14 protein-coding genes are annotated in these 20,988 nt (G+C 45.1%); 7 read left to right on the forward strand and 7 right to left on the reverse strand.

Translation table 11 applies throughout. The features are described 5' to 3' along the window. Nucleotides 1-159: 159 nt before the first annotated feature. Genes NNC77_RS09990 through NNC77_RS10015 form a run of 6 tightly spaced genes read left to right on the forward strand, consistent with a single transcriptional unit; the run spans nt 160 to nt 5,634 of the window. Nucleotides 160-996: a MotA/TolQ/ExbB proton channel family protein gene (locus NNC77_RS09990; RefSeq protein ID WP_006849145.1), complete on the forward strand. Its 837-nt coding sequence runs from the start codon at nt 160-162 to the stop codon at nt 994-996. Between the two features lie 30 nt (nt 997-1,026). Then, nucleotides 1,027-1,671: a biopolymer transporter ExbD gene (locus NNC77_RS09995; RefSeq protein WP_153093769.1), complete on the forward strand. Its 645-nt coding sequence runs from the start codon at nt 1,027-1,029 to the stop codon at nt 1,669-1,671. Next, nucleotides 1,672-2,319 carry an ExbD/TolR family protein gene (locus NNC77_RS10000; protein ID WP_118079374.1) on the forward strand — a complete coding sequence of 216 codons (648 nt, stop codon included), beginning with the start codon at nt 1,672-1,674 and terminating at the stop codon, nt 2,317-2,319. Nucleotides 2,320-2,352: 33 nt separating this feature from the next. Next, on the forward strand, nt 2,353-3,201 hold the full coding sequence (locus NNC77_RS10005; protein ID WP_254970738.1) for an energy transducer TonB: 849 nt from the start codon (nt 2,353-2,355) through the stop codon (nt 3,199-3,201). A 4-nt stretch (nt 3,202-3,205) separates the two neighbouring features. Further along, a complete protein-coding gene (locus tag NNC77_RS10010; protein WP_118200629.1) occupies nt 3,206-4,171 on the forward strand; it encodes a PstS family phosphate ABC transporter substrate-binding protein in 966 nt (321 codons plus the stop codon). A gap of 41 nt (nt 4,172-4,212) precedes the next feature. Further along, nucleotides 4,213-5,634, forward strand: coding sequence for a tetratricopeptide repeat protein (locus tag NNC77_RS10015; RefSeq protein WP_254970736.1), 1,422 nt, complete (start codon nt 4,213-4,215; stop codon nt 5,632-5,634). 202 nt (nt 5,635-5,836) lie between these two features. Here the strand turns inward: NNC77_RS10015 and NNC77_RS10020 are convergent, their stop codons facing one another. Then, nucleotides 5,837-6,004 (reverse strand): 4Fe-4S binding protein, encoded by a 168-nt coding sequence (locus tag NNC77_RS10020; protein WP_022120089.1) that lies wholly within the window; start codon nt 6,002-6,004, stop codon nt 5,837-5,839. A gap of 223 nt (nt 6,005-6,227) precedes the next feature. Here NNC77_RS10020 and NNC77_RS10025 point away from each other — a divergent pair, with 223 nt between their 5' ends. Further along, a complete protein-coding gene (locus NNC77_RS10025) occupies nt 6,228-6,974 on the forward strand; it encodes a porin family protein (protein ID WP_254970734.1) in 747 nt (248 codons plus the stop codon). An 80-nt stretch (nt 6,975-7,054) separates the two neighbouring features. Here the strand turns inward: NNC77_RS10025 and NNC77_RS10030 are convergent, their stop codons facing one another. The 6 genes from NNC77_RS10030 to NNC77_RS10055 all read right to left on the reverse strand — a co-directional run bounded on the left by NNC77_RS10030 (nt 7,055) and on the right by NNC77_RS10055 (nt 20,872). Then, nucleotides 7,055-9,193, reverse strand: coding sequence for a family 43 glycosylhydrolase (locus NNC77_RS10030; RefSeq protein WP_254970732.1), 2,139 nt, complete (start codon nt 9,191-9,193; stop codon nt 7,055-7,057). A gap of 118 nt (nt 9,194-9,311) precedes the next feature. Continuing rightward, the gene (locus NNC77_RS10035) at nt 9,312-11,735 is read right to left on the reverse strand and encodes a glycosyl hydrolase family 95 catalytic domain-containing protein (RefSeq protein ID WP_437183281.1); all 2,424 of its coding nucleotides are present in this window, start codon (nt 11,733-11,735) and stop codon (nt 9,312-9,314) included. Nucleotides 11,736-11,840: 105 nt separating this feature from the next. Next, a complete protein-coding gene (locus NNC77_RS10040) occupies nt 11,841-14,801 on the reverse strand; it encodes a family 43 glycosylhydrolase (protein WP_437183284.1) in 2,961 nt (986 codons plus the stop codon). A gap of 94 nt (nt 14,802-14,895) precedes the next feature. After that, nucleotides 14,896-16,227 (reverse strand): glycoside hydrolase family 43 protein, encoded by a 1,332-nt coding sequence (locus tag NNC77_RS10045; protein WP_437183283.1) that lies wholly within the window; start codon nt 16,225-16,227, stop codon nt 14,896-14,898. A gap of 281 nt (nt 16,228-16,508) precedes the next feature. Beyond that, nucleotides 16,509-19,019 carry a cellulase family glycosylhydrolase gene (locus NNC77_RS10050; RefSeq protein ID WP_254970728.1) on the reverse strand — a complete coding sequence of 837 codons (2,511 nt, stop codon included), beginning with the start codon at nt 19,017-19,019 and terminating at the stop codon, nt 16,509-16,511. Between the two features lie 290 nt (nt 19,020-19,309). Further along, entirely contained in the window at nt 19,310-20,872 is a 1,563-nt protein-coding gene (locus tag NNC77_RS10055; protein WP_254970727.1) for an ATP-binding protein, read from the reverse strand. Between the last annotated feature and the right edge of the window lie 116 nt (nt 20,873-20,988).

The following is a 20,988-nucleotide window of genomic DNA, read 5'->3' on the forward strand; positions in this document are numbered from 1 at the left end:
AGGCTGATAGTAAACTTTAATTTATTATCTTTGCCAATGCAAAATAGATAACCCAACTGTGTTTATTGACAAACGACACATTCAAGGTCTACGAAGCGAGAAAGAAAAAAAAGAAAATATTAATAATTTATTAACTAATAATTTAAAAAAAGTAAAATTATGGCAACTACAAAACAAGCAGCCCCAGCTAAGAAGTCTGAGGGCTTTCAGGGAGTAAGAGGCGCATTCTGGATCATCGTGGTATGTGCTATCATCGCATTCACATTGTTCTTCACATGGTTCGGTAATGACATGCACTTCCAGGATCCAGGTGTACAGGATCACCCAGCAGACATTTGGGGTACTATCTACAAAGGTGGTGTAATCGTACCAGTTATCCACACATTGTTGCTCACAGTGTTGGCTATGACAATCGAGCGTTGGTTGGCTCTTAAGACCGCTACAGGTACAGGTGCTCTTCCTAAGTTCGTTGCAAACATCAAGGCAGCTTTGAACGCAAATGATTTCGCTAAGGCTGAGCAGCTCTGCAACAAGCAGCGCGGTACAGTAGCTAACGTTGTTATGGCTTCTTTGAACGCTTACAAGTCTATGGAGTCTGGTGCTAACGCATCTTTGAAGAAGGCTCAGAAGGTAGCTAAGATCCAGCAGGCTCACGAGGAGGCAACTCAGTTGGAGATGCCAACTTTGACAATGAACTTGCCTATCATCGCTACAATCGTAACACTTGGTACTTTGACAGGTCTTCTCGGTACTGTAACCGGTATGATCAAGTCATTCCAGGCCATGGGTGAAGGTGGTGGCGCTGACTCAGCAGCACTTTCTGTAGGTATTTCTGAGGCGTTGATCAACACCGCATTCGGTATCTTGACATCATGGTGTGCCGTTGTATCTTACAACACATTCACCAACAAGGTAGATAAGTTGACATACGCACTCGACGAGGTAGGTTACTCAATTGCTCAGACATACGAAGCTAACCACGCAGAAGAGGCTTAATTTTTGCTAACCCTTTAAAATTTTATCGCTATGGGTAAAGTAAAAATTAAGAAGAGTGACATCTGGATCGACATGACGCCTATGTCAGACGTTATGACCCTGCTGCTTACCTTCTTCATGCTCACCTCTACTTTCGTAAAGAATGAGCCAGTTAAGGTAAATACACCAGGTTCTGTGTCTGAGATTAAGGTGCCAGAGAACGGTGTCTTGACCATCTTGGTTAGTCCTGAAAAGGACAAGGCTGGTAATCCTACCGGCGAGGGCCAAGTATTTATGAGTATTGATAATACTGATCAGTTGGGAGCTACACTGAGCACAATGACAGGAGCATTCGGCGTGTCATTGAACCCAAAACAGATTGAGACATTCAAGAGCGAAGGTACGTTCGGCGTACCTATGGGCGACTTGAGTACTTATCTGACAATGAACGCTTCTAAGCGTCCACAGTATCTCCAGACTAAAGGTATTCCTCTCGACAGTATTAAGGGCGGTATGAGCGAGTTCCAGCAGTGGGTAGACGCAGCTCGTAACGTAAACGAAGACATCAAGATTGCCCTGAAGGCAGATGCTTCTACACCTTACAAGACCGTTAAGAGAGTGATGAACGAACTCCAGGATATGGACGAGAGTCATTACTATATGATTACACAGTTAAAAAAACAGGGGGACGAATAAATGGCAAAGAAAGAAAGCAAACAAAAGAAAATGAATGTCCGCGTAGACTTTACGCCTATGGTGGATATGCTCATGCTGCTTATCACGTTCTTCATGCTGTGTACATCTTTGAGCAAACCTCAGACTATGGAGCTGACTATGCCAAGTAATGATGAGAATACTCAAGATGATCAGAAGAACGAAGCTAAGGCTTCTGAAACTGTGACACTCTACGTAACAGCAGACAACAAGATTTATTATGGTGCAGGTATTCCTAAGTACGATGACCCATCATGGATCAAGGAAACTACATGGGGAAGCCAGGGCATCCGTAAGGTCTTGAGAGAGCACGCTACAGAAAACGGCACACGTCCTGTAGAAAGAATCGCACTTGCTGTCAAGGAGTTGAACATGGACCGTCAGAAGAATCCTAAGCAGTATCCTGATAGCATCTATCAGAAGAAGTTGAGCGATTTGAAGGCTGGTAACTTGAAGGACGGAAAGATTCCTACTCTTACCATCGTCATCAAGCCTACCGACAACGCTTCTTACAAGAATATGGTTGACGCTCTCGACGAAATGCAGATTTCAAACATTGGTACTTACGTCATCGATAAGATTAACGCAGACGACGAGAAACTTCTCAAGTCTAGAAACGTTAAGATGTAAGATGAGTAACAAACAATTTTAAACAAGAAAGAAATGGCAAAAATAGATCTTTACGATCCTAAATGGGTCGATATGGTTTTCGCCGGAAAGAACAAGGAGTATGGTGCATACCAGCTCCGCAAGGGTACTTCTGGCCGAAACATCAAGGCTCTTCTGATCTTGGTCATTGCTGCAGCTCTCGTGGGTGGATTCTTGGCTTGGAAAGTCATCGAACAGAAACAGGCCGAAGAACAGCAGGCATATATGGAAGCTATGGAGTTGGCTAAACTCCAGCAGCAGGCTAAGAAGGAAGAAAAGAAGAAAGAGCCAGTGAAGCCAAAGATTGAACCAAAGAAGGAGATACCTGTGGCTCGCGAAACTCAGAAGTTTACCGCACCTGTCATTAAGAAGGATGAACTCGTAAAAGAGGAAAACCAGGTTAAGCAGATGGATAAACTGGATGAAAAAGTTGCAGTCGGTACTGAAAACAAGGAAGGTGTGAAGGACCGTAATGTTGAAGCTGTAAGAAATGATATTGCAACGGTAGCTCCACCTCCACCACCAGCACCAAAACCTGAAGTTTCTACTAAGGTCTTCGATGTTGTAGAGGAGATGCCTTCATTCCCTGGTGGAAATGGAGCTTTGATGTCTTACCTTGCAAGCAACATCAAGTATCCTGTCGTTGCACAGGAGAATGGTGTACAGGGTCGTGTTATCGTATCATTCGTGGTAGAACGTGATGGTTCTATCTCTGATGTTAGGGTAGCTCGTTCCGTAGACCCTTCACTTGACCGTGAAGCACAGCGTGTCGTTAAGAGCATGCCTAGGTGGAAACCTGGTAAGCAAAACGGTTCTGCTGTACGTGTTAAGTATACTGTACCAGTTGTATTTAGATTGCAGTAATAGAATGAAAAGAACATCTTATATTTTTTTAGGTATAGGATTAACAGTACTATCAATGGCTTTCTTCTCGTCATGTGGCGAGAAGAAAGCCAAAGATGGTAGAACTGATACTCCTACTTCAGGCACAATTGAATTTGTGGCTGACGAGAGTTTGAGTCCTATCATTGACGAAGAAAGAAGTCAGTTTGAGTATGAGTTCCCGAAAGCTAAACTCAAGCCGAAGTATACAGATGAAGTCACCGGACTTCAGATGATTAAAGATTTCAAAACAGCGCTCTTGTTCACTACACGTAATTTGAAAGATAGTGAAATAGCCTACTTGAAGTCTAAAAGCAATGTAATTCCTTCTGTTTTTCCTATCGGTTACGATGGATTGGCATTTATTGTAAACAAGCAAAACAATGATACTTGTATTACGGTAAAAGATATCAAACGTATCCTTACGGGTAAGGCAACAAAATGGAGTGATATTGTGAAAGGTTCTAAGAGAGGTGACATCGAAGTTATTTTCGATAATACCCGCTCTGCAACAACCAATTATGTAGTAGACTCTGTACTGCACGGAGCTAAAATGGGTGCAAAAATCATGGCCGCAAAAACTAGTAAAGAGGTTATCGACTATGTGGATCAGAACCCAGGCTCAATCGGTGTAATTGGATCTAACTGGCTCAACGACCGCCGTGATTCAACCAACACTACATTTAAGAAGAATATTCATGTCATGCGAGTATCTATCAAAGATGTGGCAACACCATATAACAGCTGGCAACCATATCAGGCATACTTGCTGGATGGAAGATATCCGTTCGTGAGAACATTATATGCTATTGTAGTTGACCCTCACAGGGCATTGCCTTGGAGCTTCGCAAACTACATTTCAGGCCCAAGAGGTCAGCTCATACTGTTCAAAACCGGATTACTTCCATACAGAGGTGACATCACTATAAAGACCGTTAATGTAAAACGCTAAAGAAAAAGCTAAGAAAGAGACACATATAAAAAAGTAGAATTATGAAAGCAATTAAATATTTAGTAGCAGGTTTGCTCGTCATGGGTTTGGCAGCACCTGCAATGGCACAGGATGTCAACTATAAGGACATGCTGAAGCCTATAGAGACTACATTGAAGGCTGGTAATGCAGATCCTAAGGCTTTTGCCAAGGAAATCAAGGAATACCAGAAGGAGTTCAAAAAGGATCCTAAGGCATTGGTAGCTTTGGGTAACCTTCTTGCAATGAACAAGAGCTATGATCAAGCTAATGCCGTTGCTGATGCTGTCATCGCTAAGTTCAAGAACTATGGTGACGCTTACATTCTGAAAGGCGACATCTATGCAATGCAGGACAATGGTGGTGAGGCTGCTACATGGTATGGTCAGTGTATGACAATGGATCCTAAGAATCCTCAGGGATACATCAGCTATTCTAACGTGTACCGTAAGATTGACCCACAGGCTAGTGCGGAAGCTTTGAACAAACTGAGAGAAATCAACCCTAACTACCCTATCGAGGCAGAAGCAGGTCACAACTTCTTCAGCGCTGGCAACTACGAGAAGGCTTATGAGTATTTCTCAAAGGCTAAGCCAAACACACTTGAAGAGTATACTCAGTACGAATATGCTTTCACAGCTTATATCGTTGGAAAGAAGGAAGAAAGTTTGAGCCTTTGCGAAAGTGGTATCCAGAAGTTCCCTAAGGATGCAGCTATGCAGGTTTTGGCTATGCGCGCTGCTGTTGACGTAAAGAACTTTGAATCTGCTCTCAAGCATGCAAACATCGTAATGAATACCGATTCTATCCAGAAAAATGCTAGTATCGTTGCTTATTACGGTTTGGCTTTGGCTGGCAACAAGCAGTATAATGAGGCTATTGCTCAGTACCAGAAGGCATTGGAGATGAAGGCTGACGATCCTAAGCCATTGCAGTATATCTCTGAGGCTTACAAGGAGTTGGGCGATGAAGACAAGGCATTGGAGTACAACCAGCAGTACATGGATAAGAATCCAAATGCTGCTCCTACAGACTTCATGAAGCTTGCTGAAATCTATGTAAACAAGGCTAAGAAAGATCCAGCCAAGAAGATTGAGAACATTGACAAGGCTATCAGCGTATACGCTAAGTTAGCAGAGAAGTATCCTACATTGAAGCCATTTGCTAAGCTTCAGGAGGGTAACACTGCTTTCCAGAACGAGTTGGACGACAAGGCTATTGCTGCTTATACAGAAGTAATCAATGAGCTGGAAGCAAAGCAGTGTGATGAAGATGAGCTCAGCTACCTGAAGACATCTTACCAGTATATGGGCTTCATCTATACCTACGACAAGCAGGACTTCGATACAGCTAAGCCATACTGGGATAAGCTTCTGAAGCTTGATCCACAGAACAAGTTGGCTAACGATGCTTACGAGAAGGCAGGCCTCAAGCCAGGCGAATAAGCATAACATTATTAACTACAACATATTGGGGATTGCATCAGATATTGATACAATCCCCTTTTAGTTTGTATGATTTGTACTATAAGCAAATAAAAGGATATAACGATAAAACAAAATCTTTAAACAATAGAAAAAGAAAAGAGCGATTCCAAAGGAACCGCTCTCAATGTTTTATGTAACTAAAAGTATCTATCCTTATAGATTAAGGAAGACTGATTGCCTCGTTAGGGCAAACATCAGCACAAGTGCCACACTCTGTGCAGAGGTCTGGGTTGATTGAATACTTATCGCCCTCAGAGATTGCACCTGATGGACACTCATCAATACATGTACCGCAAGCGATACAATCGTCACCAATTACGTATGCCATAATTATTAATGTTTAAATGTTTATAATGTTTTTGTATAATATGCTTTTAATTTGTCTTACTTCATAACATCAGGTATATTACCTAATAATTATGGTGCAAAGATAATAATAATTTCTGAAATACCTACAATTAGGTATAAGAATTTTCAAGAATTAGATTAATTTATACATAATCGAAATAAAACGGAAAGCAATATGAAGAGGAATATTCCGTTATAAATATATGAAACAGAAACTATTGACATTCATCATAAGCCTTGCCATCACAATCCAGGCTGGCGCACAGGAAAGAACGGTAGAAAACCGTCCTTATACCGATTTGCGCCCATTCCACTTCGGTGTATTAGTAGGCACCCACTTCCAGGATATAGAATTCCAGAATGCAGGACCGGTGACTTATCATGATGCTGACGGCATTGAGCAGCAAAGCTGTGTAACAGTAGACCAGGACAGATGGGATACTGGATTTACAGTAGGTGTACTAGGAGAATTCCGCCTCAACACCCACTTCCAGCTACGCATAGCACCAGCCATGTATTTCGGTACCCGACATCTCTCCTTCTACAACATGCTGGAAAAAGATGGAGCCGGTAATCCGATCCAACAGAAACAGGAGATGAAGACGGCTTACATTTCCAGTGCCCTCGACCTGATATTTGCAGCACAGAGATTCAACAATCACCGCCCATACATCATGGCAGGAATCAACCCAATGATGAATCTGAACAGCAAGAACGAAGATTATATCAAACTGAAGAAAACAGATCTGTTCCTAGAACTGGGATTGGGGTGTGATTTCTATCTGCCTTATTTCAAACTTCGCCCAGAACTGAAGTTTATGTATGGAATAACAGATACATACGATAAGAATCACATCAAAAATATAAAAGACAAGAGTACACTTCCATATACACTATCAGCTAAGTCAGCACATAGCAAGATGATAGCTCTCACATTCTATTTCGAATAATCGAACAATATCACATAAGAAAAAGAGGCAGACTCCCCACAGCGAGAGTCTGCCTCTTTGAATTTTTTAAGAACATATCTTTATTCAACAACTTCCCATGTAAAAACACATCCGTTCTTCATACCGGCGTCAGCTCCCTGGAAATCTGCAGAATAAGGACTTCCATCCACAGGATTCTTACCCACATAACGCTGAGTCTTCAGAGAAAGCAGCATACAGCGGTTATAAAGCATATCCTGCCATACAAACTCCTCTGCCTTGGAAGAGTCGAAAGTCAGACGAACATCACCAGATAAACCTGCACCAGCAATATAAACATATCGTCCGTCAGCCGTCTTCAAAGCAATCTTTCCCTTACCTCTATCCTCCACAACAAACTTCACCTGATTTCTCATGTCCTTTCGGTTACTAGAACTATGCATCAATCCATGTCTGGTAGCATCCATCAGACTGCCATCAGCGAGATTAGAGAATCTTATGGTCTTTCCGATAGGCAAATTGGCTGTTCTGTCAGCCATCGGCTCCTCTACCATGAAATCATCGAAATCAGCCACACCGCCATTCAATTCCTTCTTGTTGAAAGCATAAAGTGCCACACGAACACCCTGGAAGGTCTTCAACTGATAAGGTGAAAGCATCTGCTCACCGATATTCTCCCAGTTCTTACCATCCAGAGAATAGGAATATTGCAACTGGCTCTTGTCATAATCACCCCAAAGTCGCAACCATACTACCTTACTTTTAGCCAACGGCTTCCACACTTCCTTGTTGGTATTCTGGTCATAACATCTCAAGTTCACCCCCTTATCCGTCTTGACAACGCCCAATGAAGCGTATGGCGTATTGATGGCACCCAAACCAGCCTCATCACCTACCTTCAAGCGAGAAGCATCCAACTTTACAGATGTATAAGATACCGGTCCGATGGCACGCTGCGTCAATGTATTCTTTGCCCAAAGCAGTTGCTTGGCAGGCATGGAATGCAAACGGAGCCATCCTTTTCGTTCCTTATTCAGCGACCACATCTTGTCATTCGGATTATGATTCCATTGCCAAACCGCTTTAAAAGTTTTACCCGAGAAATCATCACATCTGTCGTATGGAGCCTGTGGTGTCTTTACCATATCATTCGGTTTGAACCAGGTACGAGGCGAGCGTCCCAGGTTCTTCTCCAGTCCGAAGTAAGGCCAGCCGTCAACCCAAGTGATAGGCGACAGGCACACCGTTCTTCCCACGGCATTGAAGTCCTGCATCGAAACGCCCCACCATTTCCCGTCAGGAGCCTGCACGATGCCGCCCTGATGAATGGTAGCACAGCCCAGGTTCAGACCATTAGGCTTGTTGTTCTGGAAATTGAAACCATCTTCCGGCAAAGGCCGACCGATTCCCATGTTACCTACACTCCATCCTGCAGCATAACCATACGATTCGCGCTCGCTAATTACGCAAGTTTCATAAGGTCCCCAAATGCTCTTGCTTCGGGCACACTGCATGCGGCCCATCGGTGAATAATCTGCTGAGAGGATATAGTACATACCATTGATTTTATACACATGATGTCCCTCACCCATCGCATTGCCTTCAGGAATCACCACCTTGCTGCTGCCCTCTACCGGACCGCTCAAATCGGGCATCAACTCCGTAACGGTCACGTTGCCATACTTGTGCACGGCATAAATCTTGCCATCCTCATCGAAGAGCACAGAGAGGTCGTAGATATCGCCATTAACTTTATGATGCGTCCAAGGCCCCTTGGCACTGTCCGAGATATACACCTGCAAGCCATGCCCGTTGATATTGGAGAAGATATAGAACTTTCCGTTATGATATCGGATGGCAGGCGCCCAGATACCCTGTCCGTAAGCCTCCTTGCTATTACGGAGATTGAAATCATCAGAATCATCAAAGCGGTCGAAGCAATAGGAAGAGAATTCCCAATTTACGAGATCCTTGGAATGGAGAACCACCAGTCCCGGCACACTGTGCATCGTGGTACCCGCCAGATAGTAATCCTCCCCTACTCTGATAATATCAGGGTCAGAAAACTCATCGTAAAACAATGGATTGGTAAAGGTACCATTACCGTTATCAGCCGACCAAGACTTCCCTTTCAAAGTCTGTGTCAGAACATTCTTGGTTGCAGATTTTTTCTGCGCCGCAGCTCCCAAAGAACCGCTCAAAAAAGCGATGCAACAGGTTGCAAATAATAATTTCTTCATTCTCATTGATAGGTCTAAAAGATTATTATAAAAAATATTGCCACAAAAGTACGAATAATTATCCAACCTGAGGTGGACAAAATGATACTTTTATGGCAACAAATGTAATTTTAGGACATTATTTAATCAGATAAGTTTTTCCTGGTTCTGTTTCCAAGTCATATTCATATACGTCAGGAATAGGAACCTTCACTCCTTCTGCTATCCGATGCTGTTCCATTACAGGCTTCACTTCTGCAGATGCAAAAAGGATATTGGGACATGTTCCTTCTGCCTTCTTCAGATTCTTCGCCTTCAGCGGAACGTAGGAGCGGAGACGCAGGATGCCTCCGATGGTGGAACGAATCTTCGCCTTCATCAGTCTGCCATTCTTCCAGTCTATATCCACCACAAAGCCGCCACGGGCACGAAGTCCCTTTACGCTTCCTTCTTTCCAGGCATCAGGCAAGGCTGGCAAGAGATGCACGGCTCCATCATGACTTTGCAGGAGCATTTCGGCGATACCGGCTGTTACTCCGAAGTTACCATCAATCTGGAATGGCGGATGGGCATCGAAGAGATTCGGATAGGTTCTGCCCTCAAGATACTCCTTTACCTGCGCATCAGATGGCAACAGGCGAAGCATATTACTGATGATTCTGAAAGCATGATTGCCATCAAGCATGCGTGCCCAGAAGTTCGTTTTCCAACCCAGACTCCAGCCCGTAGCCTGGTCGCCACGATGCTTCAGAGTAGTGGCTGCGGCATGGAACAGTTCCGGATGAGAGAAAGGAGAAATCTGATTGGATGGATACAAACCATAGAGATGCGAGATATGGCGATGCTCATTCTTCGGATCATCCGCATCCACAAGCCACTCCTGCAACTGTCCGTACTTTCCTATCTGCATCGGCGGAATCTGCGAAACCAGCTGCTGCATGTCCTTGCGCTCAGCCTCATCAACACCCAATATTTCAGAAGCCTTCACAGCACTGGTCAGAGCATCGAAGGCTATCTGGTTATCCATCGTGCAACCAGCCGTTACGGCAGTTCTCTTACCCATAGGTCCCTGTTCCGGACTCACCGACGGCACGGTTACCTTCCATTCGGTGCCCGGCAACTTCTGCATATAGTCAAGATAGAACTCTGCAGCACCTTTTATTACCGGATACCACTGCTTGAGGAAAGCCTTGTCGCCCGTATAGAGATAATGCTGCCAGAGATGGGTGGTGAGCCAGGCTCCGCCATTCGGGAACATGCCCCACTGCGCACCGTCCACCGGACCTGCTATGCGCCAGATATCGGTGTTATGATGTGCCATCCAGCCACGACAGCCATACATTTCCCTAGCCGTCTGTGCTCCCGTTACGCTCAAATCCTTAATCAGCGAATACAGAGGTTCCGTGGTGTTACCGAGATTTGTTACCTCGGCAGGCCAGTAGTTCATCTCCGTATTGATGTTGATGGTATATTTACTGTCCCAAGGTGCATTTTTGCTGTCGTTCCAAACGCCCTGCAGGTTTGCCGCCTGTCCACCAGGCTGGGAAGAGGAGATGAGCAGATAGCGACCATAGTTATACATCAGTGCCACCATCGCCATATCCTTGCTGCCCGCAAATTTCTCCAGACGCTGGTTGGTAGGCAACGAAGCATTGACATCGGTTGGCAAAATCAGAGAAGAAGTAGCGAACTGCTTCTGGTAAGCCTCCACATGGCGTTTCTCCAACTGTGCATAGCTCATCAGTTTCACCTTATTTATATAGTCAGCATTGCGCTGGGCTGCATTGCCCGACACATCATGATAGTTCACAAAATTGGTGGCTGCACTCACGATGATGGTTGCCTCGGTGCCATCCGTCCTTACATCTGCCACACATTCGGCAGTGAGAGCCGCCTTGATGCCTTCCTGGTCTTGTCCCTTCACCTTCAGCATAACCCCTGAAGGCGTTTTCAGAGTCTGATGTTCAAAAGGCGAATCCAGGGTAACATCGATATTCAAAGCCCCCTTTCTACTCGCCTTGATGTGGCAAACGATAACGCCATCAGCCAGCGAAGCAAAGGTAGTACGAGTATATCTTACGCCATCCATCACGAAAGAAGTCGTAGCAATCGCCCTCTTCAAATCCAAGTCGCGCACAAACTGCTCAGCCTTTCCCTGATTCTTCATGGCGATATGCAGATTTGCCATTGGCAGGAAGCGCATGCCATGAGGTCCAGGGATGAAGGTTTGGTTGATGAGAGCAGCCGCCTCCTCTTCCCTTCCATTGAAGATGAGTTCCCTCACCTGTGGCAGATTCTCCAGGGACTTCCTGCTATTGTTGTTATGAGGACCGCCACTCCAGAAAGTCTCCTCATTCAACTGGATATTCTCATCCGTGGTTCCGCCATACACCATACCTCCCAGATGAGAGTTTCCGATAGGCAGAGCCTCCAGCCACTGCTGGGCTGGGGCGTTATACCAAAGCAGAGTACTATTATCTGTGCAACTTGTCTTAGCCATCATCTCTATCGGAAACAATAGTCCCAAGACCCAAGCCCCCAAAATCATCTTATTTCTGTTCATAAAATCAGCATTGATTAGTTATTAAAAACGGCACAAAGATAAGGAAACTTTTTGATTTTCCTTCACTTTGTGCCGTTAAAATTAAAAAAAGCTCAAACTTTAAACCTATTTTCTTTTAGAATACTCAAAAGAATCAACATCCACATATCCGCCAGCAGCCTTTGTGGCATAGTTATAGATGGCGATACGGGTACCCATGAAGAAGCGGCGATAATCATACTGCATCTTGAAATCCTTGATGGCAGGAATCCAGGTCTTGCCGTCTATACTATATAATAAGGTGGCGAGATCCTGATGAAGACGGAAATCGCAACTCATCTTCAGATAGATGATACTTGATTTCGTTGCCTTATCCTGCTTCAGATTCAAAGGCTGGCGATAAACCACCTCACGCTTCACATCAGTCACTGCCTTTTCCTTTTCAGTCAAAGCTACACTCTCCTTGGTACCTACCACAAAGAGTTTCTTACCTTCCTTTACGATAGAAAGCAGGGCTGCATCACCTTGGAAGGCTGACAAGCCAGCCACATCGCCATCTTTCATCTTGCTCACATCCATCTTGATGATTCCCTCGCAGGTTGGTCCTTCGGTACGGGTACTGATGGTATTAGGAGCCAGGAAGATGTTAGGAACTATACGGGATGTCTTCAGGCGGAGCCAGCCCTTGCGCTCTGTGAGCGACCAGGCATTATCCACAGGATTGTGGTTCCACTGCCACTGCAATTCCAGTTTATCCTTCGAGAAATCGTCGCTATACACGAGTCCCTTGCCATCGTAGCCCAGCACAGGCTTCTGCATCTCGGCAGGAATATTGCCCTTCTCATCGGTCAGCATAGGCCATCCGTCCTTCCAGGTACATGGCTCCAGCGTGAGCACTCTGCCCACACCACCACGGTCTTGGAATACGATGCCATACCAGTTGCCATCCTTATCATCTACAATCGTACCTTGTCCCACGCCATTGAATCCGGCAAACTCCGTTTCCAGAATCACCTTCTTTTCGTAAGGCCCCGTTATCTTATCAGCACGATAACAAACCTCACGACGAGGATGTCCCTGTGGCCACGAAATCATCAGGAGATAATACTTGCCGTTGTGCTTGATCATGCGGGAACCTTCGAGCAAACCCGTTTCATCAGCATCACGCTCAAAGAGTTTACGATGGCTACCCGGCACCACATCCGTCAGGTCGGTATTCAGCTGCACCATCTCTCCCGTTCCATAAACCACGTATGCCTTATCGTCGTCATCGAAGAAGAGAGCGGCATCATGGAAATGCTGCAAACGGCTGTGGATAGTCCATTTGCCCTCGATATCATCGGCTGTACAGATATAAGTCTCTCCACCGGGATTATCATTCGGAGCAAAGAGCGCATAGAACTTGCCACGATGATACTGCAGCGAAGTGGCCCACTGACCACGACCATACACCGTACCCTCCTTCATGTCATACTTAGGCGAATCGGTAAGTTTAGGGAAGATATAGTTCACGGTTTCCCAGTTCACCAGATCCTTCGATTTCATGATAGGCGCACCCGGCATCAGATGCATGGTGGTGCTTACCATATAGAAGCTGTCGCCCACACGGATTACATCCACATCAGGCACATCAGCCCAAACCACAGGATTGGCGAAATTTTTCTCAAACTTCCACCAGTCGAAATTGAAGAGTTTGCTTCCCTTCAATCCCTTGAACACGAAGTATATATCATGCTTTCCTGTCACTTTCTTTAGCATTTGTGCCGAGAAAGTCTTCCACTTTTCCCAGCCACCCGTCTTGGTAACATCAAGTTTTGCCACCAGTTCGCCATCTTCCTTATCGAGATGAACCTCCAGCGAACCTCCAAGCGAAGAGCATGCCGCTGAGATGGCAAATGCATCCGGACTCTCATTTCCGAAATCCACCTCACGTACCTTGATATAATCACCTGTATGGATTTCTGAGATATAAACACCCGTATCATCGGTCTGCTCCGACTTCACTCCCTTAGAGAAAGCGATGGTTTCAGCCTCCTGACGCTTGTAAGGATTGAGGGTTGCGATAGGAGCCACTCCTTCCTGGGTATGATGGATAATTGGGAATGTGCCGTCGGCGTTATATTTGAATTCTTCCACAGCCACACTGCGTCCGAATCCGCCACCCAGTTTACCCGTATGATAGAAGAAATAAGACTTGCCCTTGAAGTCGGTCACACCGCAATGGTTAGTAAAAGAACCCGTATCTTCCAATGGCATGATTTCGCCCATATACTTCCATGGTCCGAAAGGCTTCTTGCTCATGGAATAAGCGATATGTTCAGGCACTCCACCTGCAGCATAAAGCATATAATAGTTCTTGCCACGCTTCATGAACCAAGGTCCCTCTGTGTAGCAATCCTTATATTTTCGGGTAGAATCACGCTTCTCCACGTCAGGCGAACCGAATCCCTCCTCAGTCATCACGATTCTGCCCACTTCACGCTTTTCATCAACAGCTGCCTTAGCATCTATACCACCCTTGAAGCTGATCATATCTTTATTCAGTTTGGCATAGTAAAGATGTGGATTACCCCAATAGAGATAAGCCTGACCATCCTCATCCATCCAAACGGTAGGGTCGATATTGTCCCAACTTCCGTTATCGAAAAGCGGTTTGCCCAACGCATCCTTGAACGGACCAGTAGGAGAATCTGCCACAGCTACGCCGATAGCCATTCCGCCCGTCAGTTTAGAGTGCGCACAGATATACCAGTAATACTTACCATTACGTTCGATGGTCTGTGCTGCCCAGGCACGGTCATCTGCCCAGGAAAAAGAACTGAGGTCGAGCGGTGAACCATGGTCTGTCCAGTTCACCATATCCTTGGTGGAATACACACGCCATTCATTCATCCAGAAGAAGTCGGCCTTATCTTCATCATGACCGGTATATACATAGAGACGGTCTCCGACAACCAGAGGTGCTGGGTCGGTAGTTAACTGTGTTTGTACGATTGGGTTCTGTGCATAGGTAGCACCCTGCATGGCAAGCAGCCATGCGCTTATCAGTAACGGCTTTCTGAGAGCCAAGTTTTTCGTTGTATTCATCATTATGATTGTTTATTCGTTTAACGCTGCAAAATTACGAAAAAACAATCATAATGACTTTATCGAATGTTTCAAAAACTTTATTAAGTTTATCTTACTCCCCAAACTTCCACCAATCCAGGAAGAAGAGGTTCTGCTTCTGGATGTCGCCTCCCTTGAAGACGAAGTAGAGGTCGTGTACACCCTTTACCTTCTTCACCCGGGTAGAGAAGGTTTTGTATTCGTCCTTGGTGTTGCTGATATCCACCTTGCCGATGCATTGGCCGTTTACCCCATCAAGACGGATTTCGATGCAGCCGCCAAACATGTGGCAAGAGGCAGAAACCTCAAACTTACTTGCACCCTTCTTGAAGTCAACACCCTTCACAAGTATATACTTTCCCTCATCAACATTCGTAACCACCTGGTTCCATCTGTTCTTCTGCGCCCATTCGTTCTTAGGCTGCGTCTTCAATCCATAGCCCCAAGCCATCGTCTCAGCCTCAACCTGGCGATAAGGGTTGAACCATTCTATCTGCTCCAACTTGCAATCCTGGAAGTATGGCAACTCCTGGATGGTTCCGTCAGGATTGTAAGTCATTTCGGCCGCAGAAACAGAACGCTGCTCGGCATGACGCCCCGTCTTCAAACGGAAGATGTCATAATTCAAGCCGAAGCAGTAGCTCTTGCCCTTATAGTCGATGATGCCCGGATGATTGCCACGAGTGCGAGGCGTATGGTTCATGATATGTCCCTTATATTCCCACGGTCCGAGCGGATTCTTGCTCATCGCATAACCGATGCCCTCAGGACAGCAGGTAGAAGCATAAGCCAGATAATAATTGCCATTGCGTTTCCAGAACCAAGGACCTTCCTGATAATCCTGAATCTTCGGGAAGTGCATGATGGAATCAGAATAAGAAATCATGTCCTCGTTCAGTTTCACTGCCTTCAACTCCGGGTTGCCCCAATACATGTAAGCCTGGTTATCATCATCAATCCATACGGTAGGGTCGATGTCGAACCAGTCTCCCTCCCATGCCAGAGGCTTTCCGATAGGATCCTTAAACGGTCCGAATGGACTATCAGCTACCAGCACTCCGATGCCATGACCGTGGATTGGGCAATACATATACCATTTGCCATTGCGCTCGATGACCTGCTCTGCCCAGGCACCATTCTCGCCCTTGAACCACTTGAAGTCTTTCAATGAAGCCACGGCACCGCGGTCTTGCCAGTTTACCATATCCGTAGAGGTATAGAGTAGCCAGTCTTTCATCAGAAACCCTTCAGCCCCATCCTCATCGTGGGTGGTATAGAGATAAACCGTATCGTTGTGCACATAAGGTGCAGGATCGGCTGTGTACTTGGTCTGGATGATTGGCAAGTTGATGTTCTGTGCTGTTGCAGCAGTTCCCATGCCAGCCAAAAGCAGGGATAAAATCATTCTGTATCTAGTCATTTTATGATTTAAATTAATTATTAGTTGATTAAATTGTTATTTATGGATGCAAAGGTAAGCAAAAAAGCAGATTTCTACTTTATCACATGTATCAAATACTTAATATGATGTAACACATAAGAAAAAGGTGCGTCATAAAATGATGCCACACCCTCTTTTGTTTTTAGCCTTTACATTATATTATATAGCAAAAAGCAAAAATGAGACTTCTCGGTTTTAGTGCTGGGAAGTCTCATTGATGTATCAGGGAAGTCTCATTTAATATTCTATCTCAAAACCACCTTCTTGCCATTATGGATATAGATACCCTTGGTTGGGTGTTCTACCCGCTGCCCCTGAAGCGTGTACCAGCCGGAGTTCTGTCTGGTCTCCTGACCGCTGATATTCTCAGCACTCTCAACCTGCCCGATGCCCGTAGTGCCATCATTCCAACCGCCATCGATGCTTCTTGAACGGAAAGCACTGGTCATGGAAATCTTCAGATGACCTACCACTACCTCAAGCCATGAACCACTGCCACCCCAGCTGTTTGCCACAGGAGTGAAGCGGAAGTGATAGCAACCCGTGTGGGAAGCGGTGAATCGTACCTGACCACTATTGCTGCCATAAGTATTTGCACCGGTGTTCTTGTTCACATTCTTGGTACACTGGATAATCTGAGAACCCAGCACGTTGTTGCTCTCGTCGAGAACCTCACACTTCAGATAAGGAGACCCCGACCACGCCACGGCATTATAAGAGAATACATAGCTGCCCTGCTTCAACGAGAAGCCATAGCCCCAAGTAGAACCAAACTCAGCGTAGCCTGCCTTGCGGGCATCGCTCTGACGGATGTAAAGACCCGTAGAAAAATCACCACCGGCAAACTTGAAGATACGTGGACCTATGCCAGCTGCACCAGCAGCCTTCTGCTCTCCGGCATCAACAATCTTCCATCCGGCAGGAACCTGTCCCACGGCATTCAGTGCCAGCGGATTGCCCTTGAAGTAAAGAGCCACATTGCCTACCAGAGCCTCAACCCAGGCACCACCTGTGCCCTTGGCATCTGCCACAGGGGTGAAACGTACACGGTAATTGCCCTTAATCATGGAATAGAACGAGAGAGAAACCCTGGTGGTACCCGAGAGATAAGCCCCCATATTGCCATTGGCATTGCCATTTGCCTTGACGATGGTAGAAGCAAGAACGGCATTCTGAGGGTCGAACACCTCTACCTTCATGTATGGAGCACCCTTCCAGGCAGCTACATTGCAGCTCAGCTCATACTCGCCATATACCAGAGGCAGGGTATAACCGTTGGTATTACCATATTCTATATAGCCAGCCTTATCGGCAGAAACACTTCTCACATAGAAAGCATTCTTGAAATCACCAGAGAAATTCATGATGCGAGGACCTCTCGACTTATTGCCGGCATAAACCTGACTGCCATTATCTGCCACCGTCCAGCCCGAAGGAACGAATCCGCTGCCATTGCCCCACGACTTGATGATGTTCTCGCCCTGGGTATTGGCAGAAGTAGAAGGCTGAGTATTCTGGTTAGAAGAAGACGTACCAGCAGACTTATGAGCATAGTCTTTCTTAGAATACTCATAATACCAGTAGAAACAGGTCAGACCGCATGCCTCAGGGTTAGCCTCCAAGCCTGCCTTGATTTGACCAGTTTTCAGGAAGTTGTCGATATCAAGATAATCATCAGTACTGGTCAGCGTCATGCTGATGTTTCCGAAATGATCCATCACCTTCTTCCAGGCATTGCCCCATTTGCTGGTAGTAGCAGTTCCCCATGAACCCAGGTTGCTGGCCACCCACTGTCCAAACTCATTATACTTACCTGTACCAGGTTTCTCCGGACTCCAGTCTATCTCAGAAACAAGAATCGGTTTATTTTTTACCACAGGCACCTGCTTCTGGAAATTATAGATGAAAGCATTGGAATCATAGCTGGTATCACTTGCCCCATACCATCCCGGATACACATGCACGGCATAGCCGAAGTTGCTGTCGGAAACAGGATAAGAGGCATAATTCTCATACTGGCTCTGATAGCCCGTGCCAGGAATCCAGATAATACCCTTGAAGCCATTCTTACGAATCACATCAACCACTGGTTGGAAATAATCTCGCATGGCTGTGGCAGAACTCTGACCATACCTATTATATATATGAACAGGCTCGTTGGCAAGTTCCAGGGATACGATGCCTGAATTATTCTTCACCCAACTGTTGCTGGAAACAATGTTCCACACCGTTTTAAGATAATTCTGATAAGCATCTCCTACCTTCAAATCCTTAGGACATACGCCTGGAGGACGAATCACCACATACAAGCCATGATTGATGGCCTTCTGCGCAATAGGCAGATAAAGGGCATCAAGATACTTCTGCAAACGGGTAGCACTGAAACGCGATATATTAGCCTCTCCAGTATCAGAACCCGTTGACTTCTTGTTGGGATCATTGGTCCAGCCTGGTTCGAGATGAAGACGGAAGATATTACAATAGGTACCTTTGGCAGGATTCTGGAGTGCTCCAAAAATCTTGTCATAATAGCTTATGCATGCCGAGATGTTATTGTCGGTACAGCTATAACCCCAACGATATTTGTTGAAGTAAGGACTCGGTGTATCCATCACACCATGCAAAACCACTTTGTTGCCATAGGCATCATTCAACTGATTGCCATTCACATGAAGCGGCGAAACCACTCCAAACTGGGCGAACAGACATGACGGTAGCAACACAGCCGCCAATATCGCCAAAAATCTCTTTTTCATTTGTTTTTAGGTTGAAATATAAAAGTTTAAAATTGTTATGATGCCGATGATTTTCACCGGCTTTCTTTATTAAAGCTGTTAAAACGACGCAAAAATAGCGATTTATTCGATTCATTACTTTATCTCATGTAACAAATACTTTGTTATGGTTTTCATGTCGAATAATTATCTAAGAGTGTCTGTTTTATAAAACAGAAAAGATGACCCCGCATTTTGCGAGGCCATCTTTTCTGTTGCTACTCCCCAAACTTCCACCAATCCAGGAAGAAGAGGTTCTGCTACCAAGGGAACTATTTTGCCCAATCCAATACAATCGTCTTATCTTCATCAATCATAAAGTTCATACCAATCTTTTCCACGTTTTTGCCTTTTAGGGCAAAAGCATCAGCATAATGCTTGTTGTTGATTTGGTCAAGAGCCTCTTGTGCCGACTTATTAAATTTCAGTTCTATCACATAGATGGTATCCTTTGTTTCCATCGTAATGTCTGTTCTTCCCCGGAAAGTATGCTGTTCCACCAATATTCGGAAATTCGTAAGCAGGGCAAAGATGATATACATTGTCTGCTGATAATGCCCCTCATAATCGGTATTATCGCAATAAGGTACCGTCTCCCAGAACGTTTTCAATAGCTGAAGAGCACCATCCATGTTACCCTTATTGATAAGAGCAGACATCTTGGCCACGGTCGTATTGCACATTGCAGACTTTGCCGCCAAATAATGCGGCAACATACTGCGAAACAAACCTATCCTCACTTCTTTGTTAGGCAGAGCCAAGGTATAGAGTTCCGTTTCCGGATCATAATTCTTGATTGTGATATAACCACTCTGATAAAGTAAAGGCATGATAGTAGTCATCGTCTCAGTGGCTGCATCGAAATCATCCTTTGATGCATCCATCTGTTCACCCAGGTCAATCGGTGTAAAGTCATATTTCCGCATCATATTAAGGAGATAAGTAGGAGTGCCTGAGCCAAACCAATAGGAATCAACCTTTCGCTTTGAAAAGCAAGTGAGCAAGCTATATGGATTGAATATGTCAGAAGAAGGCCAAGCGAAATGATAGCCATCATAATTTTCCTTCAACTTTTCCAAAGTTTTATCATACGACAAGCCCAACACATCTGCCATCTGCTGAATATCTTCATGCATTTCTGTCACAAGTTCCTCCTTGGTAATGCCGCAAATGCCAGCATATTCTGTATCCATACTCACATTTGTGATATTATTGAGTTCACTGAAGATACTAAGTTGCGAGAACTTGGTGATGCCTGTCAAGAAGACGAAACGCAGCATTCGGTCGCTATCCTTTAGGGGACTATAGAAATTGCGCATCACCTCTCTCAATATATCCAAGCTAGTATCCTCATGTACCACATCGAGCAAAGGAGCATCGTATTCATCGATGAGCACAACGACCTTCTGCCCAGTCTGCTCATATACCGTTTTTATTAAATTAAGCATACGGACATTCGGGTCAGGAGAATCATTGACGATGCCAAATTTTTCTTCATTTACCTTTAATATATATAAGAGATAGCGCACCAATTGGTCTTTCTCCATGTGCTTTCCACCTGCCAAACTAAAATGAAGCACAGGATATTCCGTCCAATCTTTTTCTAGCTTTTCGATGGCAAGCCCCTTAAAGAGTTCCTTCTTTCCCTCGAAATAGCTCTGCATAGTAGAGACGAGGAGTGACTTTCCGAAACGACGTGGACGCGCCAGGAAGAAATACTTTCCACTCGTATGAGTCATACGATAGATGTACTCCGTCTTATCTACATAGAGAAAGTCCTCCTCTCGAATCTCAGAGAAGGTCTGCATGCCTATTGGATATAACTTCGTTGCCATATTATCAACTATTTACTATTTACGTTGGCAAAGATAAGTAAAAATCCCGAAACCGCCAAGCGATTTCGGGATTTATTATGTATTCAACTGTGCACCCAATACCTTGAAGGGGATTT

The sequence above is a fragment of the Segatella copri genome (assembly GCF_024330485.1).
GTDB classification, from domain to species: domain Bacteria; phylum Bacteroidota; class Bacteroidia; order Bacteroidales; family Bacteroidaceae; genus Prevotella; species Prevotella copri_L.